Origin of the sequence: Anaerococcus sp. HMSC068A02 (assembly GCF_001811125.1) — a bacterium.
GTDB lineage: Bacteria > Bacillota > Clostridia > Tissierellales > Peptoniphilaceae > Anaerococcus > Anaerococcus vaginalis_C.
Window position 1 is genome coordinate 1 of sequence record NZ_KV803726.1, and the last position, 25,111, is coordinate 25,111.

The 25,111-nt window shown below is 29.6% G+C and carries 28 protein-coding genes; 3 read left to right on the forward strand and 25 right to left on the reverse strand.

Annotated elements, in window-relative coordinates; all coding sequences use genetic code 11:
• Positions 1-227: 227 nt before the first annotated feature.
• The 4 genes from HMPREF2782_RS02850 to HMPREF2782_RS02865 all read right to left on the reverse strand — a co-directional run bounded on the left by HMPREF2782_RS02850 (position 228) and on the right by HMPREF2782_RS02865 (position 3,502).
• The gene (locus tag HMPREF2782_RS02850; protein ID WP_070640725.1) at positions 228-1,709 is read right to left on the reverse strand and encodes a VapE domain-containing protein; all 1,482 of its coding nucleotides are present in this window, start codon (positions 1,707-1,709) and stop codon (positions 228-230) included.
• 117 nt (positions 1,710-1,826) lie between these two features.
• A complete protein-coding gene (locus tag HMPREF2782_RS02855; RefSeq protein ID WP_070640727.1) occupies positions 1,827-2,189 on the reverse strand; it encodes a plasmid mobilization protein in 363 nt (120 codons plus the stop codon).
• Positions 2,182-3,306 carry a site-specific integrase gene (locus HMPREF2782_RS02860; RefSeq protein WP_070640729.1) on the reverse strand — a complete coding sequence of 375 codons (1,125 nt, stop codon included), beginning with the start codon at positions 3,304-3,306 and terminating at the stop codon, positions 2,182-2,184. The genes HMPREF2782_RS02855 and HMPREF2782_RS02860 overlap by 8 nt, the downstream gene beginning before the upstream one ends.
• A 1-nt stretch (position 3,307) precedes the next feature.
• Positions 3,308-3,502, reverse strand: coding sequence for a hypothetical protein (locus tag HMPREF2782_RS02865; protein WP_004835545.1), 195 nt, complete (start codon positions 3,500-3,502; stop codon positions 3,308-3,310).
• Between the two features lie 261 nt (positions 3,503-3,763).
• Here HMPREF2782_RS02865 and HMPREF2782_RS02870 point away from each other — a divergent pair, with 261 nt between their 5' ends.
• The gene (locus HMPREF2782_RS02870) at positions 3,764-4,195 is read left to right on the forward strand and encodes a helix-turn-helix domain-containing protein (RefSeq protein WP_019118467.1); all 432 of its coding nucleotides are present in this window, start codon (positions 3,764-3,766) and stop codon (positions 4,193-4,195) included.
• Positions 4,196-4,267: 72 nt separating this feature from the next.
• Complete coding sequence (locus tag HMPREF2782_RS02875) at positions 4,268-5,134, forward strand: DUF6414 family protein (RefSeq protein ID WP_070640731.1); 867 nt, start codon at positions 4,268-4,270, stop codon at positions 5,132-5,134.
• A gap of 240 nt (positions 5,135-5,374) precedes the next feature.
• Here HMPREF2782_RS02875 and guaA read toward each other — a convergent pair whose 3' ends face one another.
• The 16 genes from guaA to HMPREF2782_RS02955 form a co-directional block, all read right to left on the reverse strand.
• Entirely contained in the window at positions 5,375-6,910 is a 1,536-nt protein-coding gene (gene guaA / locus HMPREF2782_RS02880; protein ID WP_070640733.1) for a glutamine-hydrolyzing GMP synthase, read from the reverse strand.
• A gap of 9 nt (positions 6,911-6,919) precedes the next feature.
• Positions 6,920-7,435 (reverse strand): GNAT family N-acetyltransferase, encoded by a 516-nt coding sequence (locus HMPREF2782_RS02885; protein WP_070640734.1) that lies wholly within the window; start codon positions 7,433-7,435, stop codon positions 6,920-6,922.
• A gap of 45 nt (positions 7,436-7,480) precedes the next feature.
• Positions 7,481-8,293: a pyruvate, water dikinase regulatory protein gene (locus HMPREF2782_RS02890; RefSeq protein ID WP_070640736.1), complete on the reverse strand. Its 813-nt coding sequence runs from the start codon at positions 8,291-8,293 to the stop codon at positions 7,481-7,483.
• Positions 8,294-8,301: 8 nt separating this feature from the next.
• On the reverse strand, positions 8,302-10,371 hold the full coding sequence (gene glyS / locus HMPREF2782_RS02895; protein WP_070640739.1) for a glycine--tRNA ligase subunit beta: 2,070 nt from the start codon (positions 10,369-10,371) through the stop codon (positions 8,302-8,304).
• Complete coding sequence (gene glyQ / locus HMPREF2782_RS02900; protein WP_019118472.1) at positions 10,371-11,246, reverse strand: glycine--tRNA ligase subunit alpha; 876 nt, start codon at positions 11,244-11,246, stop codon at positions 10,371-10,373. Before glyQ ends, glyS begins: the two co-directional genes overlap by 1 nt.
• 11 nt (positions 11,247-11,257) lie before the next feature.
• Positions 11,258-12,016, reverse strand: coding sequence for a DNA repair protein RecO (gene recO / locus HMPREF2782_RS02905; RefSeq protein WP_070640741.1), 759 nt, complete (start codon positions 12,014-12,016; stop codon positions 11,258-11,260).
• Entirely contained in the window at positions 12,003-12,884 is an 882-nt protein-coding gene (gene era / locus HMPREF2782_RS02910; RefSeq protein ID WP_070640742.1) for a GTPase Era, read from the reverse strand. The genes recO and era overlap by 14 nt, the downstream gene beginning before the upstream one ends.
• Positions 12,881-13,285: a cytidine deaminase gene (cdd, locus tag HMPREF2782_RS02915; protein WP_070640744.1), complete on the reverse strand. Its 405-nt coding sequence runs from the start codon at positions 13,283-13,285 to the stop codon at positions 12,881-12,883. The genes era and cdd overlap by 4 nt, the downstream gene beginning before the upstream one ends.
• Entirely contained in the window at positions 13,282-14,100 is an 819-nt protein-coding gene (locus tag HMPREF2782_RS02920; protein ID WP_004839276.1) for a diacylglycerol kinase, read from the reverse strand. The genes cdd and HMPREF2782_RS02920 overlap by 4 nt, the downstream gene beginning before the upstream one ends.
• Entirely contained in the window at positions 14,097-14,561 is a 465-nt protein-coding gene (gene ybeY / locus HMPREF2782_RS02925; protein WP_070640746.1) for an rRNA maturation RNase YbeY, read from the reverse strand. Before ybeY ends, HMPREF2782_RS02920 begins: the two co-directional genes overlap by 4 nt.
• The gene (locus tag HMPREF2782_RS02930) at positions 14,542-15,480 is read right to left on the reverse strand and encodes a PhoH family protein (RefSeq protein WP_070640748.1); all 939 of its coding nucleotides are present in this window, start codon (positions 15,478-15,480) and stop codon (positions 14,542-14,544) included. Before HMPREF2782_RS02930 ends, ybeY begins: the two co-directional genes overlap by 20 nt.
• 99 nt (positions 15,481-15,579) lie before the next feature.
• Entirely contained in the window at positions 15,580-16,035 is a 456-nt protein-coding gene (locus HMPREF2782_RS02935; protein ID WP_070640750.1) for a hypothetical protein, read from the reverse strand.
• Positions 16,035-16,976, reverse strand: coding sequence for a flotillin-like protein FloA (gene floA / locus HMPREF2782_RS02940; RefSeq protein WP_004839280.1), 942 nt, complete (start codon positions 16,974-16,976; stop codon positions 16,035-16,037). The genes HMPREF2782_RS02935 and floA overlap by 1 nt, the downstream gene beginning before the upstream one ends.
• Positions 16,976-17,599, reverse strand: a complete 624-nt coding sequence (locus HMPREF2782_RS02945) for an NfeD family protein (protein WP_070640752.1) — start codon at positions 17,597-17,599, stop codon at positions 16,976-16,978. The genes floA and HMPREF2782_RS02945 overlap by 1 nt, the downstream gene beginning before the upstream one ends.
• Positions 17,600-17,705: 106 nt before the next feature.
• Positions 17,706-18,725: a type 2 isopentenyl-diphosphate Delta-isomerase gene (gene fni, locus HMPREF2782_RS02950; RefSeq protein ID WP_070640754.1), complete on the reverse strand. Its 1,020-nt coding sequence runs from the start codon at positions 18,723-18,725 to the stop codon at positions 17,706-17,708.
• Positions 18,726-18,736: 11 nt separating this feature from the next.
• Positions 18,737-19,852, reverse strand: coding sequence for an LCP family protein (locus HMPREF2782_RS02955; protein ID WP_070640756.1), 1,116 nt, complete (start codon positions 19,850-19,852; stop codon positions 18,737-18,739).
• An 87-nt stretch (positions 19,853-19,939) separates the two neighbouring features.
• Between HMPREF2782_RS02955 and HMPREF2782_RS02960 the strand changes: the two genes are divergently transcribed.
• Positions 19,940-20,764, forward strand: a complete 825-nt coding sequence (locus HMPREF2782_RS02960) for a Cof-type HAD-IIB family hydrolase (RefSeq protein WP_070640758.1) — start codon at positions 19,940-19,942, stop codon at positions 20,762-20,764.
• Between the two features lie 33 nt (positions 20,765-20,797).
• Here the strand turns inward: HMPREF2782_RS02960 and HMPREF2782_RS02965 are convergent, their stop codons facing one another.
• The 5 genes from HMPREF2782_RS02965 to sufB are packed head-to-tail and all read right to left on the reverse strand — an operon-like array spanning position 20,798 to position 25,110.
• Positions 20,798-21,004 carry a hypothetical protein gene (locus tag HMPREF2782_RS02965; protein ID WP_070640759.1) on the reverse strand — a complete coding sequence of 69 codons (207 nt, stop codon included), beginning with the start codon at positions 21,002-21,004 and terminating at the stop codon, positions 20,798-20,800.
• On the reverse strand, positions 20,994-21,428 hold the full coding sequence (gene sufU, locus HMPREF2782_RS02970) for a Fe-S cluster assembly sulfur transfer protein SufU (protein WP_019118487.1): 435 nt from the start codon (positions 21,426-21,428) through the stop codon (positions 20,994-20,996). The genes HMPREF2782_RS02965 and sufU overlap by 11 nt, the downstream gene beginning before the upstream one ends.
• Positions 21,428-22,648, reverse strand: coding sequence for an aminotransferase class V-fold PLP-dependent enzyme (locus HMPREF2782_RS02975; RefSeq protein WP_070640761.1), 1,221 nt, complete (start codon positions 22,646-22,648; stop codon positions 21,428-21,430). Before HMPREF2782_RS02975 ends, sufU begins: the two co-directional genes overlap by 1 nt.
• Positions 22,649-23,695 (reverse strand): SufD family Fe-S cluster assembly protein, encoded by a 1,047-nt coding sequence (locus tag HMPREF2782_RS02980; protein ID WP_070640763.1) that lies wholly within the window; start codon positions 23,693-23,695, stop codon positions 22,649-22,651.
• Positions 23,695-25,110, reverse strand: a complete 1,416-nt coding sequence (sufB, locus tag HMPREF2782_RS02985) for a Fe-S cluster assembly protein SufB (protein WP_039920739.1) — start codon at positions 25,108-25,110, stop codon at positions 23,695-23,697. The genes HMPREF2782_RS02980 and sufB overlap by 1 nt, the downstream gene beginning before the upstream one ends.
• Position 25,111 lies beyond the last annotated feature (1 nt).

The window sequence follows — 25,111 nt, forward strand, 5'->3', positions numbered from 1 at the left end:
ATAACTATTGACTTCCTTAGTTGGTCTATTAATAACAAGTCATTAATTTGATTTTCCATAATTTTTCAAATAGGAATTAATAAGTGTAACTGTAACTTATAAAATAAAAACTTCCAAAATTAGGCGAGCTTGTTTTAAGAGTCTGTAACAACCCCTTATTATCAAGCCGTTAATTTATGTAATCCTAATTTAAGAAGATTTATAACAATGGGTTACAGGTTACAAAGTTACATTTGTATCTTTACTTGATTGGCAGTATCTATTTCTAATTGATTTTCTTTTTCCCATTCTTCTGGCAATAAATTCTTGTCAACTTCTATAAAGTCAGTTTTGTTTTCTACTTTCTTTTCATAATATAGTTTTACTGGAATTGAGACCCCACTTGGTGATATTCTCTTAGTCTTTGATGACCTAACTGGGATCCATTCTTGAAAATAATTATCCATAATCTCTGAAAATGATTTTGATTTTATTTGGTACCCCTGCATGGTTAGTTCTTTGAAACAAGTTATATTTGGATCTGCACTTTTTGGCTTATATTCTTCCAAGAAATATCTAATGTCTTCCACATCTGGGTTTAGATATTTGAACTTTTCTTGTTCCTTATACAAGTCTTTTAAAAGATTTTTTGGTATAGTCCATGCGTGAGTCTTGTTTTTAAAGATTTCATACCCTAAGGCTAGAGCCTGATTAAAATCTTCTCTTATAAGAGATATATATTCTTTATCCGAGAGTTTTTCCTTATTATTTTTATCTGGATATATAGTCCTTATTCTTTGATTCGGGTTACATTCAACAGGCAAATATCTTCTTTCTCCAGTATGATCATTAAGAAAAGTTCTTTCGTTTAATGTCCCTATGAAGATACAAGTTCTAGGCACATCTGTTGCATATTTTTCGTAGGGTATTCTTATCCTATCACTTAATTTTGATAAAAAAGATTTAGCTTCATTAGCCGATTTTGCATTTATTAAAGCAACAAATTCTTCGATTTCAACGACAGTTTTACCCATAAGGTTCATGACGGCATCCTTGCCTTGAATGTTTTCAATTGTGCAAAACCAATCATCTGTTATGGACAAGTATCTTGCAAAAGTCGATTTGCCTATACCTTGTCCACCAACTAAAACAATCATCTCATCAAACTTAGCTCCTGGATTGAAAATTCTTTTTATCATGCCCAATATCATATGTTGCATTATCCAATTGTTAAGCTCTGTATCATCTGCTCCCAAATACTTTGGTAAAAGTTTTCTAATGGCATTTTTATCTCCATTCCATTTTAAATTTTGAAGATATTGCTTTGGCGGACTCACTTCATATTGGTGAGCTACAAAACGAATAGCTTCCCACATTTTATTGGCGTTATAATTAATTCCAAAATGTTTTTCTATCTCTAAGCCCAGTCTATTGTTTAAAGAATCATCCCAAAGTCGTATTTGATTTTCCTTTATATTTCTTTCTCCGATAATTTTCCCCTGGAATTTTATTTCATTGGTAAATTTATCAAAGAATATTTGTCCCTCAATTATTTTTTGATTTTGACAATATTTGGGATTTAAAATAGCTGTTACAATATTCCCAGTAATTTGTCTAACCGTCCCCTTATCTGTAGTTTGTAAGTCTAAAAAGGCGTAAGTCTGATCTATTTCTGGGAATTTTAATTTAATATCTGTCATAAGCCTTACTCCTCTTCTTTTTACAACCATCTAATCTCTTTATTGTTTTATATTTATTCTCCATTTTATCCTCCTGTCTGGTATAAATAAGACTCCTGTGGTAAAATGAACTTGTCTAGAGAACACTTCTCACAGGAGTGCATGCCTTTACTCTTTGTAGTAGGGGCTTTTTTCTTTTTTGATTTCTTCATATATTTCTAAAATATAGATTAAAATATCAGTTTCATCGTCATTGAGTTTGCCAAACTTTTTAATAGCTTTTGCTAGTTGAAATATTTCCTTGGCTATATTATCAGAAAGTCTATAATCACTTACTAACTTAACTTCGTGATTTAATAGCATTTGTAGAAAATAATCTTGTTTTTTAAGTCCACTGATTTCAATCTTTTTGTTTATTAGATCATATTCTTCTTCAGATACTCTAAAGTTTAAAATTCGATTTCTTTTTCTATTTTTGTCTTTATTTCTCGTTTTTTTAGAAATTTCATCTAATGAATGTCTTCTAAACATCTTTATCATCCTCTTCTAATAAATCTTTCCAGTCATTTGCCTTATTATTTCTTACTTGTGTTAAAGACAAAGCCATTTCTTTTTGCTTACTAGGGAAGAGATGAGCGTATCTATAGGTTATATCAATCGATTCATGTCCAACCCTATCAGCTATTGCAGTTGCAGAAAATCCAAGTTCAATTAAGAGAGAAACGTGAGAATGCCTTAAATCATGTATTCTAATTCTTTTTACTTGAGATTTCTTAGATCCCCTATCCATTTCATGGTGTAGGTAACTCTTGGAGAAATTAAATATTAAGTCTTTTGGTTTTAACTTATAAAAACTATCTATATACTCTTTAATCTCTTCAGTTAGAAATTCAGGCATAACTATTTTCCTTATACTTTTTTTAGTCTTAGGAGCAGTTATTACATTTTTCCCATCAATCCTTTGTAAAGATTCATCAATTTTTAATGTATGCCTTTCAAAATCAAATTTCTCTTTTGTTAAGGCTAATAATTCTCCCATTCTAAGACCACACCAATATAAAAGTTCAAAAGCATAGAATGATTCGGGTTTATCTTTTATAGCTTCTATAAATCTTTCATATTCATCTTGAGTCCAAAATAGCATTTCATCAGCTTCTTTTTCTCCCATAGAACCAACATCACGAGCAACATTAGTTTTTAAATTGTAGTACCTACAAGCATGATTTAAGATACTAGATAACTGGGCATGAATAGTTCTCAAATAAGTAGGAGAGTATTTTTTTCCATTCTTATCCTTAATCTTCATAAGCTCATTTTGCCATTGAATGATGGTTACGTTATTAATCTCATTAAGCATTAAATCACCAATATAGGGAAGTATTTTTTGATTTACAATTGCTTCTTTTGTCCTCCAAGTATTTTCTCTTATTCTTGGTTTTCTATCCCTCTTATAAAGTTCAAAAAACTCCCTAAAGCTCATCTCAATTGATTCAGAATGTTGATTTAAGAATTCTTGTTCCCATTTTAAAGCTTCTTTTTTCGTTGAAAATCCACGTTTTTTCTTAGTTAATTTTTCTCCTTTCCAGTTTGTATAATTAAATTTACAAAACCAAGTCTTGTTCCCGCTTTCATCTCTAAATGCTGGCACTCTAAACCTCCTTTGTATTTGTTGGTTTATAGCAATACTTTTCCATAAAGTATTCTCTATTTACCTTTCCTCTTTGCACACGATAGCCTAATTTAAGTAGATCTTGATTCATATCGTTTATTATCTGATATGCCGTTGTCCTACTTACATCAAGAAATTCTTGTACATCTTTTGCATTCATAAAAATACCTTTCATAATGTCCTCCTTTTATAGTTTGTAAGGTTCTACATCCTCAAAAGGGCGAGCATTAATTTATATGTCTTACAATTTCCGTTCAATATCGAACGGTATGTATATATAATAACAGTTCATATTTGTTCTGTCAAGTTTTTTCTATTTATTTTTTCCTAAAATATTCAGATACTTGCAAATATTTGTAACAGAACAGTTTTGTTGAGCTTTTATTCGTTTTGTGATAAAATATTTATAGTTATTGTGAAATAAGGAGGAGTTAGTTTGATTTCTGGAGAAAAATTAAAAAAGTTAAGACTTATGCGAAACTTAACTCAAAAAGAACTTGCCATTAAGTCTGGTTTGACAGATGCTGCTATAAGAAATTATGAACTTGGAAATAGATCTCCAAGTAAAGAACAATTACAAAAAATATCTGAAGCACTTGATTGTGATATATCAGCATTAATTAATCATGAACCTAATTCTATTTTTGAAATAATGCATATAATTTTTGATTATGAAAAAGACATGAAGTTTAGACCGTTGGCAGATGATGGAGAAATTACTGGACTTTTATCAAATGATGTAGACTTCAATAATTTTCTTATAGAATGGAATGAGATGAGAAAAAAGCATTACAACGATGAGATAACAGACGAAGAATTTGAAGATTGGAAGCTATCTTACCCTAAAAAATCAAGATTTTTAAAATAAAAATAATAAATCTAGAATATAAGATAAATAACATGAAAACCATACAATTTATAGGAAAGGTGATTTAAAGTAGTGAATAAAATAGAAAAGAATAAGCTTACAATACCAATCTATCTTAATACTAAAATAGTTTTTGATATGTTAGCTACAATTGAGGATGGCTTTGCAGATGTTAAAAATGTTCAAACTTCAAAAAATAAAAATCAAGTAAATGATATAGAATCAAATATAGGCACTAACAATCTATTTGCGTTTTTGAATATAGGAGTTCGTGGAAATCATAAAGGTACGTCAAATGATGGTGAAACTATTATTGAAGAAAGAACCCACACTCCAGTTTCTTTGTTCCAGCAACTAAAAGAACAATTGGAGAATGCAAAGTTTATTAATCGTGACATTAATAACTTAAATATTGGAGATTTTGTTGAAGTTCAAGGAACTCTGAAAAACAATCCAGTTATTGATATGTTATCTGGATTCAAAGAAATTATAACTTTAGCAAACTTATTTACTGATAACAATCCTAAAAATAATAAAAACAGAAAAGAAAATGTGTTGACAGATAAAAGGCTAAACTCCCAAATAGATGGTTTAATTAAAGGGCTTCAAGCAGATGGAAAAAAAGATATAATTTGTGAAGCAGATAAAATTAATATAATCCTTCCAACAAATGAAAATTACTTTTTAAATAATAATATGAGTGAAGTTACCGATGGAAACTATAAAATATTAGGAAAGGTTATTAAAGTTTGTATGGATGATGGGGAGATAAGCCTACTTAGAAATACAGTTTTTTCTAAGCTCCAATTAGATAAAATGAAAGAATTTCAAGAGTTTTTTTCTGATCCATCTTTAGCTCAATTCGTTGGTGAAGGCGGAATTAAAACTGTAATAAGTGCACCTGTTATAATGGTAATACCTATTGCAATATACATTTAGCTTTAAAAATTTTAATTAAATGAAAATAAGTTAATTTGACTCTCTCTAGAGAAAAAGAATAATAAATTGAACGAAAAAAGACCGCAGCTTTTAACTACGGCCTTTTTTTGCCCAAATGTAAACCACTTGGAACTATTATTCAATTTATTCTTTTTAACAAATGTTCCCATTTTAATCCCAGTTACAGTTTTTGATTTTCTGTAACAATTGATTTTACAAGGTTTTTTGTTTTTTTTGCTACTATTCCCATTCAATAGTTCCTGGTGGTTTTGATGTTATGTCGTAGACTATTCTTCCTACTCCTTTTACTTCGTTTATCATTCGGTTTGATAGGGTTTGTTGTAGTTCGTATGGCATATCAAATGATTCTACTGTCATTGCGTCTTTACTTGATACTGCTCTTACTACTACTACGTAGTCGTAAGATCTTTCGTCGCCTTTTACTCCTACTGTTCTTAGTGGGGTAAATACTGTGAAATATTGCCAAATATCTCTGTCTAATCCTGCATTTTTTACTTCTTCTCTTAGGATTGCGTCGGTTTCTCTAACTATTTCTAATTTTTCTTCGGTTATATCTCCCAACACTCTTATTGCAAGTCCTGGTCCTGGGAATGGTTGTCTCCATACCATTTCTTCTGGAACGCCTATACTTTCTCCAAGCGCTCTTACTTCGTCTTTGAAGAGTTCTCTAAGTGGTTCTACTACTCCTTCAAAGAGCATATCTTCTGGAAGGCCTCCTACATTGTGGTGGGATTTTATTACTGAACCTTTTCCTTTTCCGCTTTCTATTACGTCTGGATAAATTGTTCCTTGTACTAAATATTTTGCATCGCCAAATTTTTTGGCTTCTCTTTCGAATACTTCTATGAAGTGATTTCCTATTATTTTTCTTTTTTCTTCTGGCTCTTCTACGCCTTTTAGTAAATCAAGAAATTCTTTTGAAGCATCAACCATTTTTACGTTTAGTCCAATTTTTTTGTATTGTTCCATAACGGATTTTGCTTCGTCTTTTCTTAATAAACCGTGGTCTACAAATATGCATTGAAGATCATTTCCTATTGCTTTGTGTACAAGTGTTGCAGCTATTGTTGAATCTACTCCACCAGATAATCCACAAATCATTTTTTCTCCAGCATATTTTTCTTTTATATTTTCTATGGTTTCTTTGGCTAAATCTTTCATTATCCAAGTTTTTTTTGCTTTACAAATATTTAAAACGAAATTTTCTAATATTTGAAATCCGTATTCGGAATGGGCAACTTCTGGATGAAATTGTACGGCGTAGATATTTTTTTCTTCGTTTTCGAATCCTGCTATTGGGCAGTTCAATGTCCAAGCAGTTTTTTTGAATCCATCTGCAATTTTTGTTACTTGATCTCTGTGATTCATCCAAATTATTGATTCTTGTGCTACATTTTCATATAATTTTGATCTTTGGTCAACAAATAAAGGAGTTTTTCCGTATTCTCCTTTTTCTGCTTCACTTATTTCTCCATCAAAATGAAAAGCTAAAGCTTGCATACCATAGCAAATCCCAAGAACTGGTACGTTTAAATTTAAAATTTCTGGATTTAATTTTAGACTATCGTCACTGTGAATTGATTGTGGGCCACCTGTCAAAATTATTCCGTCCAAATTTTCAAGATCGAGAGTTTTTAAGTCAACATCACAATCGTGAAGTGATGCATAAACTCCCATTTCTCTTATTCTTCTTACAATAAGTTGGTTATATTGGCCACCAAAGTCCAATACCATAATTTCGGATTTTTTTTCCATCTATCCCTCCTATATTTCTCCAAATATTGCAAAATATTTCATATAATCAAGATTATCCATCTTGTAGTAGCTATACTTTATATCTTCATCATACTTTTTAAAGTGTAAATTTTCTATAATAGATTTAAAAGCTCCATTATTTTTTTCTGCTTTTAAATATATTTCTTTTTTCTCGCCAAGGGTAAAGAAATAATCTATGACTGCCTCAAGGGCTTCTCTTGCATATCCTCTGTTTCTTAGTGATTTATTTATAATTATAAAAAGTCCCACTCCATCATTTTTTTCGAAGGCTTTTATAACTCCTATTGAATCGTTTGTTCCTTTTTTTACTATATGCCAAAAATTATAGTCTTCTTTTTCTTTATAAAATTTTGAGACTTTTTCGATTACTTCTTCTTTTGTTTCTAAATTTGTGAAATAAAAAAATTTTGAATCTTTTATAAATTCTAGATTTTTTTTTAAATCTTCCTTTTCAAATTTTCTAATAATAAGTCGTCTTGATAAAATAAGTTTTGTATTTTCCATAAGCCTCCTCCACATAAAAAATAAGCTGCAAAAGCAGCATATTTTTTAAGAAAAATTCTTTTTGTAATATTCTAGAACGTCTGTGGCTGTTTGTTCTATTGTATTTAATGTTACATCAAAAACTTTACAATCCAAATCTTCAAAAACTCCCTTTGCGTATTTTAATTCTCTATTAATTCTTTCCTTATCAAAATATTCACTTTTTGATTTTAAGCCAAGGCCTTTTGACCTATCTTCTCTAATTTTTGATAATTTATCAGGATCAATAGTAAGACCTATGATTCTTTTTGGATCAATTTCGAAAACTTCTTCTGGAAGTCTTATTTCTGGAACCAAAGGAAGATTAAAAACTTTATAATCTTTTGTTGCAAGAAGCATAGTCACAGGTGTTTTTGATGTTCTTGAAACTCCAAGTAGTAAAATATCTGCCTCTTTTATTCCTCTTGGATCTTTGCCATCGTCATATTTTACGGCAAATTCTATGGACTCTATCATTGAAAAATAATCATCAGATAATTTTCTTGTGAGTTTTTTCTCTCTTAGAGCTTTTTGCCCTGTAACTTCTTCAAAAAGTGAAAGAGCAGGCCCTAATATATCTATAACTTTTATATTTTCTTCATAAGCTTTTTGTTTCAAATATTCTTCAAGTTTTTTCTCAGCTATAGTTTGGATTATTATTGAATCTTCAGGAATTTTTTCAACAATTTTGTTAATTTTATTTTCACTATCAATATTAAATTTTCTATTAACTTCAAAATTTACATTTGGAAAATGAGTTATTACTGATTTTACAAATGTTTCTGCTGTTGCTCCAGTGGAATCACTGATTATATAAACATTCAATACATCGCAATCCATACTATCACCTATTTAACTAAATCTTTTATATTAAATATTCTAGAAATATTAGTTGCTAGTTTATTTAATAATGCCAACCTATTATTTTTCAACTGCTCATCTTCAACCATTATCATTGTATTATCCAAATATTCGTTGCCAAGGTCCATAGTAGATGCAATTTCTTCTAGGGCTTTTGTATATAATTTTTGGCTTAAATATTTTTCGCAATCCAAATTTTCTATAAGGTCGTAGTATTGTTTTTCTAAACCTTGGTCAAGCATTTCTACATTAACTTCTGTATTTTCAAAATCCTTGGTAAAATTATTGATTCTTGTAAAATAATTTAGAATTTCTTCGCTATTTTCTTTTTCTACAAATTCTTCAACAGATTTTACTTTTTCTATAACTGATAAAATATTTGTTTCTCCAGTAGCAAGAACTGCATTTACAAAATCATATCGGAAGCCCTTGTCTATGAGCATATTTTTAAGTCTATCGATGAAAAATTCTACTATTTTTTCTAAAGTTTTATCATAATCAAAAGAAATTTCATTTTTCTCTGTATAAACAAAAAGGGCATCTTTGATTAAATCCTTCAAATCAACATCAATTTTATTATCTGCAATTATATTTATAACTCCAATTGCTGATCTTCTAAGTCCAAAAGGATCTTGGCTTCCTGTTACATAATTTTCAATTATATAAAGTCCAGCTATTGTATCAATTTTATCAGCGATTGATAAAACAATTCCTGCAACTGATTTTGGAAGTGAATCTTCTGAGCTTCTAGGCTTATAGGCTTCTTCAATTGCATTTGCAACTTGGCTGTTTTCGCCTGAATTTGTCGCATAAATTCTTCCCATTGTTCCTTGAAGTTCTGTAAATTCTATAACCATTTTTGTTACAAGATCTGCCTTTGAAAGATAGGCTGCTCTTAATAAATTATCTGAAACATCTTCTCCAAGCTTAAATTCATCAAGATAATTTTTTGAAAGCGAAATAAGTCTTTCAGTTTTTTGATAAACTGAACCAAGTCCTTCAAAAAATGTCAATCTATTAAGTTCTTCCACATAATCTTCTAATTTTTTATTATTATCTATATCATAGAAAAATTTTGCATCTTCAAGCCTTGCAGTAAGAACTTTTTTGTTTCCATTTATTACATTTTCTTTTGCAAAATCATCCCCATTTCTTACAAGCAAGAAATATGGCATTAATTTTTCATTATCATCTACAATTGGAAAATATCTTTGATGATCTTTCATTGGTGTTACAATTACTTCTTTTGGTAATTTTAAATATTCTTGATCAAGCTCTCCCATCAAAACTGTAGGGTATTCGACAATATTTATAACTTCTTCAAGTAAGTCCTCGTCTTTTAAAAATTTTCCACCAATTTCTTTGGCATAGCGATTTAAACCTCTTAAAATTATTTCTCTTCTTTCTTTATAGGAAAGAATTACATAATTTTCTCTAAGTAACTCTATATAATTTTCAATTTTTTCTACAAGAATTTCACTTTTTCCTAAAACTCTGTGACCTTTTGTTGTATTTGATACTTTAATTCCTTCAGCATCAAATTCCAAAATTTCATCATCTAATAAGGATAGAAAATATCTGATTGGTCTTGCAAATCTAATTGATCTTCCTCCCCACCTCATAGATCTTGGGAAGTTTAATGATTTCACAAGCTCATATACATTTTTTTGTAAAACTTCTTTTATTGAAGGACTTTCTTCTTTTTTTTCTACATAAATATATTCTTCGCCCTTAAAATCTTTAATAATTACATCAGAAACTTCTGCTTTTTGTCCTCTCAAAAATCCCAAAAGTGCTTTTGATGGATTACCTTCATTATCATAGGCAATTTTTTTGGAAGGTCCCTTTACACTAATAAGTTCGTCTGATTTATTTTCTTCAAGTCCATCAAGTAAAATTGCAAATCTTCTTGGAGTGGATTCTACTTTTATTTCTTCTACGCTTAATTTATTTTCTTCAATTAATTTTTTGAATTTTTCTTCAAGTTGTTTTTTTGTTGAATTTATATAAGCTGAAGGAAATTCTTCAACTCCTATTTCTAATAAATATTTGCTCATTACTTATCCTTTCTTAAAAGTGGATATCCTAGTTCTTCTCTTTTTTCAATATATGATTTTGCAACCTTACTAGAAATATCTCTTACTCTTTTAATATAGTGACTTCTTTCTGATGCAGAAATTGCACCCATTGCATCCAAAGTATTAAAAGTGTGGGATGATTTTAATACATTATCATAAGCTGGATACACAAGACCTTTATCAATTAATCTGTTTGCTTCTGATTCATAAATTTCAAATAATTTTTCCAAAACTTCGCTATCAGCATCTTCGAATGAATATTTTGAATTTTCATATTCTGGCAATTGGAAAACATCTGAATATTTTAAATCTTTTGACCACTTAATATCAAAAACATTATCTACATTTTGTAAATACATACAAACTCTTTCAAGGCCCATGGTTATTTCTCCACTTTCAAGCTCGCAGTTTATTCCGCCTACTTGTTGAAAATAAGTAAATTGAGTTATTTCCATTCCATCAAGCCAAACTTCCCAGCCAAGTCCCCAAGCTCCAAGAGTTGGTGATTGCCAATTGTCTTCTACAAATCTTATGTCGTGTTCTTTTGGATTAATTCCAATTACCTCAAGACTTTTTAAATATAAATCTTGAATATTTTCTGGAGTTGGTTTAAGTAAAACTTGTAGTTGATGATGTTGGTATAATCTATTTGGATTTTCTCCATACCTACCATCAGCTGGTCTTCTTGATGGTTCTACATAAACAACTTTCCAAGGTTCTTTTCCCAAAGATCTCAAAAAAGTATGAGGATTCATTGTTCCTGCACCTTTTTCCAAATCATAAGGAAGCATGATTGATGCACCTTGTTCTTCCCAATATTTTATTAATTTTAGCATTAAATCTTCAAAATACATTTTTTCTCCTATTATTTGACTAATTTCATTACCCAATCAAGTGAGCTAAATTTTCTAATTTCCAAACATTTCAATACATAGCTTACTATCAAATTTATAATTTTTTCCTTTTCAATATTTAAATTAATCTTTGAAACCTCATCAGTTGGCGTGTAGATTAATTTTAAAATATACAAATATTCTTCTCTTGTAAGATATACTATATCCTTTTTTATTTTCTTGCAAGATGAACAAACTATGCCCCCATCTTTTATAGAAAAATAAGCATCACTAGGATTAATTTTTGATCCACACAAGGAACATTCTTTTAAATTTGGTTTAAAACCTGAAAAAGATATGTACTTTAATAAAAAGCAAAGAAAAATATTTAAATAATTTTCACTTGCTTTTTCAAAACTGTCAAAAGTCTTGTCCAACAAATTGTAAACTAAGTCTTTTTGGTCATAATCAATTGTTTTTAATAACAAATCACAAATTGCCGATTTGTATATTATTATATCAAAATTTTTATTTGATTTCGAATAAGATTTTAATAATGACGCATCTCTTATTCCAAAAAATTTTTCTCCAGACTTATAAAGATTGTATGAGGCTTTGACAAATCTTTGAGTTGAAGAAAGATTTGAATTTTTTTTATTTAAAACTCCCTTGGCAATTATAGAAATTTTTCCCATATCTTTTGAAAAAATTTCTATGATTTTGCTTGATTCTCTGTAGGAAAATTCCCTCAATACGAAACCTTCTACATTTGAATTATCACTTGTAACCAAACCTATCCACCAATTTTTGTTTTTTACGCCAATCTTTTTCGACCTTAACCCACAATTTCAAATTAATTTTGCTATCCATAAAAACTTCAATTTCGCATCTTGCTTCCATGCCGATTTTTTTAATTTTACTACCATTTTTTCCTATTACTATTTCCTTGTGACTTGGTCTTTCCAAAATAAGACTTGCATATATATCATATAAATTTTTATCTTCTCTTTTTTTGAATTGGTCAATTCTTACAAAAATTCCGTGAGGGATTTCATTTGATAAATTTTTCAAAGCTTTTTCCCTGATAATTTCTGACACAATAAATCTTTCGTTTTTGTCAGTTATCATATCTGATGGATAATAAAGAGGCCCTTCTGGCAATATTTCTTTTACTGTTTCTATATATTTTCCAATATTTTCATCGTTTAAAGCTGAAATTGGAATTATATAATAAAAAGTATTTAAGCCTATGTAAGTTCTTTTAATTTGTTCAATTTCTCCTTCTTCTAAAAGATCGCATTTATTTATAAGAAGAATTTTTGGAGCATTTACTTTTTCTAAAATTTCCAAAATCATCTTATCAAGTCTTCCAATTGTTAGAGAATTGTCAACAATAAAAGTCACTATATCAGAATCTTTTAGGCTATCTTCTGAAACTTCTAGCAAATGTTCTTGAAGTTTATTTCTTGGCGTTTGAATGCCTGGTGTATCTAGAAAAATTATTTGTGAATTTTCGTCATTATATATTATTTTTATTTCATCTCTAGTAGTTTGGGGTTTATTTGAAATTATTGAGATTTTTTCTCCCAATATTTTTTCCATCAAAGTAGATTTTCCTACATTTGCCCTTCCCACTACCGATACAAAACCTGATTTCATTTTTCCTCCAAATCTTTTTTTGAAAAGTTATATGGAAGAATATCATCAAGTCCATATATCTTATAATCATTGGTTGAATTTGCTATTACAATTTTTGAATCAGAATCTAAAAACTCTGCCATAAATTGCCTGCAAACTCCACAAGGATAAGTCATATTACTATCTCCTGTAATAATTATTGTATCAATTTCTCTATCGCCTGCGCTTATTGCTCCTGCAAGTGCAGATCTTTCCGCACAAATTGTCACTGAATAAGCTGCATTTTCTATATTTACTCCCTTGTAAATATTTCCTTTTTTTGTCAAAACTAGGCTTGATACCCTAAATTTTGAATAAGGCGAATAAGAATTTTTTTTATTTTCTATAGCAATTTGTATTAATTCTTTTAAATCTTTTTTCATGAAAATACTCCAAATATTAATAAAGCTGTCGCCGTTCCCAAAATCGCTCCTCTTATAATTTCTGGAAGAGAATGGATATTTGCCTCAAAACGACTTTCTGCAACTATAATTGCAAGACCATAAAATACAAAAATCAAAAATCCTTCATCAATTCTCATTGAGCCAATTGTAGCAAGGCAAAAGGCAATTGATGTGTGTCCTGAAACAAATCCACCATGAAAAGCTGTTCCATGGCCCTTGTAAAAAATTCCTTTAAAAAATATGGTAGAAATTATTACAATTGATACAGTTATAAGGGCAAGATGGGATGGTCTTCTTGAAATTCTTAGCACAACTGATGATGAAAAATTTGCAACCTTATCAAAAAATACCAAATAAGCAATAAAAAGTGTGTTCATAGCTGACACAAAAGTTGCTGCTGCTGACAAATCCTTGCTGGCTTTTGCTTCTTTTGATTTTTTTCCTCCACCCCCAAGATTTACTGCTTGTTCAAGCGAAGTATTTAAAAGCTCACAAGAAATTACAAAGGCAATTGAGAAAACCAAAAACATCATCTCTACTCTTGAAACATTTAAGAACAAAGAAATAAATAAAACAAGAATAGATGTTAAGACATGAAATTTCATATTTTTTTCATTATTTATAGCAAAAACCAAGCCCTCAAAGGCATAATCAAATCCTTTTACAAATTTTTCTCCTGGACTTTTTGCTTTTGGAATATATTTTTCAGCCTCATCTTCTTTTTTCTTTTCTTCTTTTAATTCTTTTTTTACTTGGTCTTTTATTTCTTCAATTAATTGTTTTTCATCTTTCATTTGAATACTCCAAGATTTTTCATAACTTCTTTTTCCTTAGCTCTCATAATTTTTTTATCATCATCTTCTATATGGTCATAACCCAATAGATGTAAAATTGAATGGCAAGTTAAATACATTACTTCTCTTTCAAAAGAATGTCCCAAATCATCTGCTTGCTTTCTTGCAACATCAAAACAAATCACAACATCGCCAAGCATAAGATAGGGTTTTTCCAATATATTTTCCCTATCTTCATTAAAAAAATCTTCAATTGGAAAAGATAGGACATCAGTTACCCTGTCAATTGACCTAAAATCTTTATTTAATTGTCTTATTTTTTCCTCATCAACAAAAGAAAGAGATATTTCACATTTTTTCTCATCAATATCTTCAAGCTTTAAAACTTCTCTAATAACTTTTTCAAGATATTTTTCAATGTTTACTTCTTCTTTTGTTTCATTATTTATTATTAAATTCATTTTTTTCTTTTTCCTTATCTGCCTTATCATAAGCTTCAATTATTCTTTGAACTAAAGGATGTCTTACTACATCGATTGAAGTAAATTCCATAAATTCTATTCCTCTAACATTTCTAAGAATTCTTGAGGCAGATTTCAAACCAGAATTTTTTCCACGAGGAAGGTCGATTTGAGTTATATCTCCAGTTATAATAGCTTTTGAGCCATAGCCAAGTCTTGTTAAAAACATCTTCATTTGCTCAAAAGTTGTATTTTGCGCTTCATCCAAAATTACAAAAGAATTATCAAGAGTTCTTCCCCTCATGTAAGCAAGAGGTGCAACTTCGATTACGCCTTTTTCAACCAAATTTTGATAAGTTTCAAAACCAAAAATTTCAAAAAGTGCATCATAAAGAGGTCTTAAATATGGATCAACTTTATCTTGCAAATCTCCTGGCAAAAATCCCAAACTCTCTCCCGCTTCAACGGCAGGTCTTGTAAGAATAATTCTATTTACCTCATTATTTTTAAAAGCTCTTATCGCCATTGCAACAGCCAAATAAGTTTTTCCAGTTCCTGCAGGTCCAATTCCAAAAACCACATCATTATTTTCAATCATATTAACATAAGATTTTTGGCCCAAAGTTTTTGGCTTAATTGGTTTTCCATTTGCTGTTGTAACAATAACTTTATCAAGATAAGATTTTATAACTTCCTTATTTTCACGAACAAGCATATCAGAAAAATATTTTAATTTTTGATAGTCAATATTTCCTTCTTTTTTTATTACTTGAATAATTTCTTCAATAAGTTTTTTTACAAGATTTAAATTAACCTCTTCTCCATTTAAACTTATATTTCCATTTTCAGTTTTAATTTTTACATCAAATCTGTTTTCAATATATTTTCTATTTTTATCAAAATTACCGAATAAACCCATAATTATTTCGGTATTATTTATTTCTATAATCTCCTTAATTTTAATCACTCCTTTAGTTTATTATACCATCTTAGTTGCAAAAGAAAAAAGATGAGAAACTCATCTTTTTGCTTTTGGCTTTCCTATTATTTCTGAATAGATAATTGCCTTTTTTAATTCATTTTTTTCTAATTTTATTTTTTCATTTTCTTTCCAATAATCTTTGATTTGATTTTTTGAAATTTGTTCGATTTTTTTATATGATTTTTTTGCACTTACTTTTTTTTCATTGTAAGCTTGTGGATTTCTTCTTTCAAATCTTTGGTAATCATTTGTGTATGTTTTTTTGTTATTGGATTTATTTTTTGTATCTTTTGCAAGTGATGACATGGCTTGTCCAAATGTCATCTTCTTTTTTAATTTTTTTTGTTTTTTTAGATTATTATTTTCTTCTTTTTTTAATTCTTTTAACCAAGTATCAAAATCTGGTGTATCTTTTCCTTCTTCTTTATTATTTTCTTTGTCAAGTAGATAAATAAATTTATAAAACTTGGTTTTTAAATTATCTTTTGCCATTAAATTTCATCTCTGCTATCAGTTTCTGATATTTTATTTCTCATTTGAGTATCAGCGTTTATATTTTTCATATTATAATAATCTAAAACTCCAAGGTTTCCGCTTTCTAATGCTCTTGCAATTGCTAGCGGAACTTTTGATTGGGCTTCTACTACTTTCGCTCTGTTTTCTTGTTCAAGCGCTATAGCTTGGGCACGTCTTTCTTCGGCTTTCGCTTGGGCAATATTTTTATCTGCTTCTGCTTGATCTCTTTGTAATTCTGCTCCAACATTACGTCCTATATCTACATCTGCAATATCTATTGAAAGAATTTCAAAAGCTGTACCACTATCAAGTCCTTTCATTAAAACTGTTTGTGAAATGTTATCTGGATTTTCTAAAACTTCTGCGTGTGTGTCTGATGAACCAACTGTTGTTACAATTCCTTCGCCTACTCTTGCGATAATTGTTTCTTCGCCAGCTCCTCCTACAAGTCTTTCAATATTTGCTCTTACTGTAACTTTTGCAATAACTTTAACTTCAATTCCGTTTTTTGCAACGGCTGCTATGGTTGGTGTATTTATTACTTTTGGATTTACAGAAACTTGAACGGCTTCAAAAACATTTCTTCCTGCAAGATTCATTGCTGCTGCTTGTTGAAAATTTAAATCTATATTTGCTCTTTCTGCTGCAATCAAGGCATCTACAACTTGGTTTACATCTCCTCCTGATAGAAAATGACTTTCCAAATCAGAACTTGAAATTTGAATTCCTGCTTGATGAGATTTAATCAAAGCATAAACTATATGACTTGGATTAATTCTTCTAAATCTCATTGCAACAAGCGAACCCATTGAAACTGGCACTCCAGATGATCTTGCTGTAATCCACAAACCAATTGGCACAAGTGTCAAAAATACTATTAAAAAAATTACTACTAAAGCTGGTATTATTATCGGCATTATATATCCTCCTTAACATAAATATGTCCATCTTTTATTTCTACAACTTCTATTCCTACATCTTTTTTGATGAAATCTCCATAAGTTTTTCCATCATAAATTTTTCCATCAATTGTAATTCTTCCTGTAGGTCTTAAAATACTTATCGTTTTTCCTTTTTTTCCTAAAAGATATGTATAATCTTTTTTGGAATTATATCCTCTTTCCTTAGTTTGAGTATTAACTAGAACAGCCTTGTCAAATAAATTTGCTGAAAATCCTAATCTTACAAAAATTGTTACACTCAAAAAAATTGATGCCGCTGTAATTAGTAAAATCAAAATTCCAAATAGGGAATTATCAAAACTATCCATTAGCGAATATGTCGTTAAAATAATACCCGAAATTCCCATAATACCAAAACCAGGTACAAATAGCTCAATAGCAAGTAACAAAATGCCCGATATAAAAGCTATTATTGTCATCATATCTGCTTCGCCCCTGTCAATATTTGACTTGTAAAAATATATAAATAAAGCTATTGCTATAAGGGTAAATAAAATTTTTTTATCAGTAAAAATTATAGCAACTATACATATAAATGCAAGCGTAAATGACAGAGCCAATAAAATATCCCCTAACATACTTCTCCTTTCTATAATAAATATTACATTATTTTTATACCCAAATTAAAAATAAAAAAGGAGAAATAATTTTCTCCTTTATACTAATTTATTAAATTTTTTAAAATTAATTTTCATCTACTAATTCTTTTAATCTTCCTGTTAATTTATATGGAACTTTTTTTAATTCTTCTATATTTTTCACTCCTACTAGAGCCATAAATATTTTTATTTTTGTATTTAATTCTTTCAGATATTTGATTGCATAATCGTAATCGCCTCTGAGTAGAAATGACAAAACTTCTCCAGAAATTGCACACATATCTGCACCAATTATTAGAGATTTGCAAACATCACTCGAATTTCTTATTCCACCGCTTGCTATTAAGAAAAAATCATCAGACAAACTTCTTACATCAAGAATTGATTTTGCCGTAGGTATTCCCCATGAATAAAATTCTGAATAATCCTTGTCAAATATTCTCATATCTTCGATTTCTATAAAATTTGTGCCACCTTTTCCTGCAACGTCAATATATTTTACGCCAATATCTAAAAGTTTTTGTCCTACTTCTTTGCTAATGCCAAAGCCAACTTCTTTTACAATCAAAGGCACTGAAATATTTTTGCTAATATTTGCCAAATTTTCAAAATTTTTAGAAAAATCTCTTTCACCTTCATCCATTACTAGCTCTTGGGCAATATTTAAGTGAGCTTGCATAGCAGATGCTCCTATTAAATCTTTTGCAAATTCAAAATTTTCGATTTTATTTTCCCAACCGAGATTTCCAATTTTTATTACATTTTTATCTTTTAATAGGGAAAAAGACTCTCTTGAATCCTTATCTTTTATGGCTATGGATTCGCTTCCCACAGCCATCGGTATATTTAATTCTCTACAAATATTTGATAAATCTTCGTTTATATCTTCACTTATTTCCGTTCCACCTGTCATTGCATTTACCATCACAGGCATAGAAATTTTATTTCCCATAAATTCTATTGATGTATCAATTTCATCAAAATTTACATTGCTTAGAGCATTATGTTCCACATAAACGTTGTTTAATAAAGTTTTTGACTTAAATTCACTTCTAAGATAATTTTCAATATGTTCGTCTTTTCTTTCTCTTCTTTTCTCGTCCATTTTCCCACCTGTTAATTATCTTCATTAAGGTTATTCACATCTTCATCGAAATAATTTTCATCTTCTGTATTTTCTTCGTCTTCTTGGTTCAAATCTTCATAATCCTCATCCAAATATTCTTCGTCTTCTTCATTACTATTTGAATTTTGATAATCTTCATTTGAATTTTCATTATCGTTAGTGTAAGTATAGTTTTGATATTCCCAATAAGAACTATCTTCTTTTTTCCAAGATTTTAATTTATATTTTGAAAATACTTTATCAATTATCTTCCAAGTTTCTTCGTAATTAGGAATATAATAGCTTACTCCATCAATATATTGTGGATTTCCTGGAACAGTGTAAGTTTTACATTTTTCTGAAGAAAAATTAGACATTTTGCTAGCAAAATCTATCATAGTTCCCAAAGGTAAATTCGTTTTTACATCTTTAAAATATGATTCAACCAAGGAAGTCATATTTATTGTTTTTGATTTTTTTACCAATTCATTTATGATTCCTTTCATAAATTCTTGTTGAGCATTAACTCTACCAAGATCAGCATTTTGGTAAATTTTTCTAGCTCTCAAGTAAGTCAATACATCTTGTCCGTTCATTTTATTCATTCCCGGTCTTATATGTGTATTTCCTTCATCAAGTCTTACTCCTTCAGGAACTTTGTAATTTACTCCTCCAATTTCATCAACTATATTTACAACAGCCTCAAAATTTACTTCTGCATAATAGTCAATATCAAGGCCCAAAAAATCTCTTAAAGTTTTTAACGTAAGTTCAATTCCACCATAAGCATGAGCGTGATTTACTTTTGTAAATTCATCCCTAACCTTTACTCTAGAATCTCTAGGAATTGATAAAATATCAACTTTTCCCGTTTCAGAATTTATTTTACAAAGCATAATTGTATCTGTCCTTGTAGGCTCAGGATTTTCTTTATTTTGACTTGCATCAACTCCAACCAAAAGCACAAGAATTTCGTTATCAACCTTTTTTTCCTTATTATTTTCAGCAGCCTCAGCCCCATAATTATTTATATTTTTTTTATCCTGTAATTTATTTAAATAGGCATTTGAAGAAAAAAATACAAATAATGCCACCATAATCGTTATTAAAAATCTTTTAAACTTCATAATATCTCCTTCTCATCTTGTAATTATAGCATAAAAAAAGACTTAATAAAAATAAGAAATTTCAAAAAAATATGATATAATCAAAATATGATTAAGCTAATAACAATTGATATAGACGGAACCTTGCTTACAAATACAAGACGTCTTCCAAAAAAAAATAAAGAAATGATATTAAAAGCAAAAAAATTAGGAGCACATATAGCTCTGGTAAGTGGCAGACCATTTTCTGGAATTCTTCCTTATGTCAAAGAACTCGACCTAGAACATGAAGGTCATTTTTCAATTTCCCAAAACGGATCCTATATTTTTGACAACTACACTAAGGAAGTCATCACTGGAGTTTTCCAAAAACCAAAAGATTTAATCGCACTTGATAAATCTTTGAAAAATTTTAAAGTTCAAGTTTCAGCCATGGATGATGATAGTTTTTATACAAGACATAAAAATCCAAATATTTTGACAAGATTTGATTCTTTTATTACAAAATTAAAATTACAAAAAATATCTTATACAGATTTTGATGAAGATAAAAATTTTGGTAGGTTTTTAGTTATGGGTTGGCCTTGGAATATTGAAAAAGTAATGGACAATATGCCAAGTTTTGTAAACGAAAATTATTACTATGCAAAAACTGCTCCAGTTTTAATTGAAGTTATGAACAAAAACGCAAACAAAGGAAATGCCATAAAATTAATGAGCGAAAAACTTAGTTTCAAAATTGATGAAATTATGGCAATAGGAAATGAAATGAATGATATTCCAATGCTAGATATGGCAGGATTTTCCGTTGCAATGGAAAACGCCAACGATTATCTAAAACCTCACGCAGACTATATAACTTTATCAAATAATAAGGCAGGAGTTGGAGAAGCTATAGAAAAATTAATAGAAAATAATTTTGAAAAATTTTAAAAATTTAAATAAAAAAGCATTCCTAGATTTTTTCTAAGAATGCTTTTTGTTTTCTTTAAATTTTTTATATTTTACATAGGCGTTTGCGCCCATTAATATGCTTGCTAATAAAATTATCCACCAATATTTCTTATCACTTATATATTGAATTACGGTAAGAATTATTAAAAGCACAAAAGTTATTGCACTTGTTATAAATTCCAAAATCCTATAATCTTTGAAAATATTATTATTTGACATCTTTATCTATCACTTCGTCCAAAGTTTTCCAAGATAAAAGTGCGCATTTTACTCTTTGTGGCATATTTGAAATATTTTGGAAAGCTGCTGCATCTCCAATTTTTTCCAAATCTTCATCACTTATATCTTCTCTTTTTATCATTCCGATATAAATTTTTGCCATCTCTTTTGCTTCATCAATTGTTTTTCCTACAATTTCATCACACATTACAGAAGTTGCAGCTTGGCTTATTGCACAACCGTGTCCTGTAAAAGCTGCCTCTGTTATTACATTTCCATCATGTTTTAATTCCAAAACAATTTCATCTCCACAAGAAGGATTGTGGCCTGGCTCTTTTATATCTGGATTTTCTAAATTTCTTTTATTTTTTTGATTTCTAGAATTTTCTAAAATTACTTGAGTATAAACATCATTTAAGTCCATTAAAGTCCCATCACCTTTCTTACATTTTTAAGCTCTTTTGCAAAATATTCTACTTCTTCTTTAGTATTATATATGGCAAATGATGCTCTGCAAGTTGAAGATACATCAAGATAAGTGTGAAGTGGCATTGCACAATGGTGGCCGCTTCTTACAGCAATTCCTTTCATATCCAAAATTGTTGCAACATCGTGTGGATGAATATCATCAAAAGTAAAAGCTACAACTGATCCTGTATTTCTTTTTTCTGGGAAAAATACTTTTATATGGTCAATATCTTTAATCAAATCATAGGCATATCTTGCTAGTTTATTTTCGTGTTCGTAAATATTTTCCACACCAATTTCATTCATAAAATCAATGGCAGAAGAAAGTCCTACAACTCCACCTACATCTTGAGTTCCTGCTTCAAATTTTTGGGCAGGTTTTGCAAAAGTAGATTCTTGTTCATAAACATATTCAATCATATCGCCACCGAGATTGTATGGTTTTAATTTTTCAAGTAAATCATATTTTCCGTACAAAATCCCAATTCCCATTGGTCCGTACATTTTGTGAGCAGAAAAAGCAAGAAAATCACAATCCAAATCTTTTACATCAATTTTTTTGTGAGGAGCAAGTTGGCATGCATCAACAATTGAAATGGCTCCAACTTGGTGAGCAAGTTTTGTGATTAGTTTTGTATCAGTCATCTCTCCTGTCACATTTGATGAGGCTGTGATTGAAACAATTTTTGTTTTATCTGTGATTTTTTCTTTTAATTCGTCATAATTTAGAGAATAATCATCATTTAAATAAACATATTTTAAAACCGCCCCAGTCTCTTTGCAAACTCTTTGCCAAGGAACTAGGTTTGCGTGATGTTCTAAAATTGAAATTACAATTTCATCGCCTTTTTTCAAATTTTCACAAGCGTAAGAATAGGCTATAAGATTTAAAGATTCTGTTGCATTTCTCGTATAAATTATTTCTTCGGATTTTTCTGCATTTATAAAATCTTTTATCTTTTCTCTTGTATTTTCAAAAGCCTCTGTCGCCTTCCATGATAAATAGTGAGCTCCTCTGTGAGGATTTGCATTTGAATATTTATAATAATCTGCTTGAGCATTTATAACTGAAATTGGATTTTGGCTAGTTGCTGCAGAATCTAGATAAATAACTTTTTTCCCAGTATTTTTTTCGTCCAAAAATGGAAATTCTTTTCTTATTTTTTCTATATCCATCTAATCCCTCGTATTCATTGTGTGAACTTTATATCTTACTTTTTCTCTCAATTCTTCGTGGTCAATTTTATCAATTGTTGGAGCAAAATTTGCTTCAAGCATCAAGCTTTCTGCTTTTCTTTTGGAAAATCCTCTGCTCATTATATAAAACAACATCGCCTTATCAAATCTTCCAACGCTTGCAGCGTGTTCTCCTGCTACATCTTTTTCTTCATTTAATAAAACGGGAGCTGACCTGTTTATTGCATCTGGACTTAGCATTACTGCATAATCTCCAATTTTTCCATCAGCATGTTCGCATCCTCTTTTAAGGTCAACTACACCCTTCCATCTTTTTTCAGCTTTACCTTTAAGGGCACCATTAAACATACAATTTGATTTTGTTACTTTTGCCTTGTGATCGTTAAAAGCTCCGATGTCTAGAAAATCTTCGTTTTGTTTGAAATAAACTCCATTTTCTTCAAGATTTGATTCTTCTCCATCAAGGAAATTTCTAATATTTACATAAGACTTATCTGAGCCAAGTTCAATATAAGAAATATCAAAATTTGCCCTGTCGCCTATAATTGATGAAACTTGTTGTAGATTAAGAGAATTTTCTAATAAATCTACTACTACAACCAATTTCACAAAAGAATCTTCTTCAAGATTTACTCTTATCAAAGAATTTAGGTAAGAAGATTCTCCTTTTGTTTGAGAAAAATTAATTAAAAATGAAGATTTTGATCCTTTTTTTGCATTTATATCAATTTTATTAACCAATTGATTTGAATTTTCGTCAAGATTTAAATTTATAAATTCTAAATTTCTTTCTCCATCAACATCTCTATAAATATCTAAATTATTAAATTCTTTATTTTCTTTTAAGAAATCTTTTGAAAGTCCATAATTTTTTTCACTAAAAATTTCATCTAAAGATTTGTTTTCTTCATTTGAACTTTCAAAATTTTTATAAGCTTTTTTTTCATTTAAGCTTGGAGCTTTTTTGCTATAATTTAGCTTGGTGTATGACCAAGTAGGCTCTCTCATTACATTTACTTTTTCCATCAGCCATTTGCTCCTTCCAATTCCATATCAATCAAATTATTCATCTCAACTGCATATTCCAAAGGCAATTCTTTTGCAACTGGCTCTGCAAATCCTCTTACTATCATAGATTTTGCTTCGTTTTCTGGAATTCCCCTACTCATTAGATAAAAAATTTGTTTTTGGTCAAGAGAACCAATTTTCGCCTCGTGACCGCAATCAACTTCATCATTTCTAATATCAAGAGTTGGAATTGTATCTGATTTTGACTCACGTGATAACATCAAGTTTTCACAATCAACAGTTGACTTTGATCCCTTAGCATTTTTACCAATTTTAACATAAGATCTTGTCATAGATTTTCCATTTCCTTGAGTAATGGATTTTGTAAGAGCAGTTGAGTAAGTGTTTGGTGCGTTATGAATCATTGAACAGCCATTGTCAATATATTGACCGTTTGATGCATAGGTTATTCCTGTATATTCTGCTCTTGCTCCTTCGCCATTTAAAATTGTGGTTGGATAAAGCATTGAAACTTTTGAACCAAAAGATCCAGAAATCCATTCAACTTGACCGTTTTCTTCAACGATTGCTCTTTTTGTATTGAGGTTGTACATATTTCTTGACCAGTTTTCTATTGTAGAAAATCTTACTTCAGCATCTTTGTGAACAAATATTTCTACGCTTCCTGCGTGAAGATTTACAACATTATATCTTGGTGCAGAACATCCTTCTATAAAATGAACTTTCGCCCCTTCTTCTGCAATAATCATTGTATGTTCAAATTGTCCAGCTCCTGGAGCATTCAACCTATAATAAGATTGGAGAGGAATATCTACATTTACTCCCTTTGGAACATAAATTAAAGAACCACCAGACCAAACTGCACCGTGAAGGGCTGCATATTTGTGAAGTGTTGGAGGAATTGCTCTTTGAAAATATTTGTGAACAATTTCTTCATGTTCTCTCAAAGCTGTATCAAAATCTGTAAAAATTACTCCTTGATCTGACAAATGTTTTTGAATTGAATGGTAAACTTCCTCACTGTCATATTGAGCTCCAACTCCTGCAAGAGATTCTTGCTCAGCTTGAGGAATTCCAAGCCTATCAAAAGTATCTTTTATTTCTTCTGGAAGAGCATCCCAATTACTTTTTTTGTCAGTTTTTGGCTTAACATAAGTTGTTATATCTGCCATATTTAATTCAGAAAGATCTGGTCCCCATGATGGATTTTCTGTTTTTTCAAAAATCAAAAGAGATTGAAGTCTTCTTTTTAGCATCCACTCTGGTTCATTTTTCTTTTTTGATAATTCTTCAACTATTTTTTTATTCAAACCCTTGTCGGAAATATCTGAGTATTCAAATTTGTCAATGACATCATAAATACCCCTATCAATATCCTTAAAGGATGATTCATCAAATTTCTTTTCTGTCATA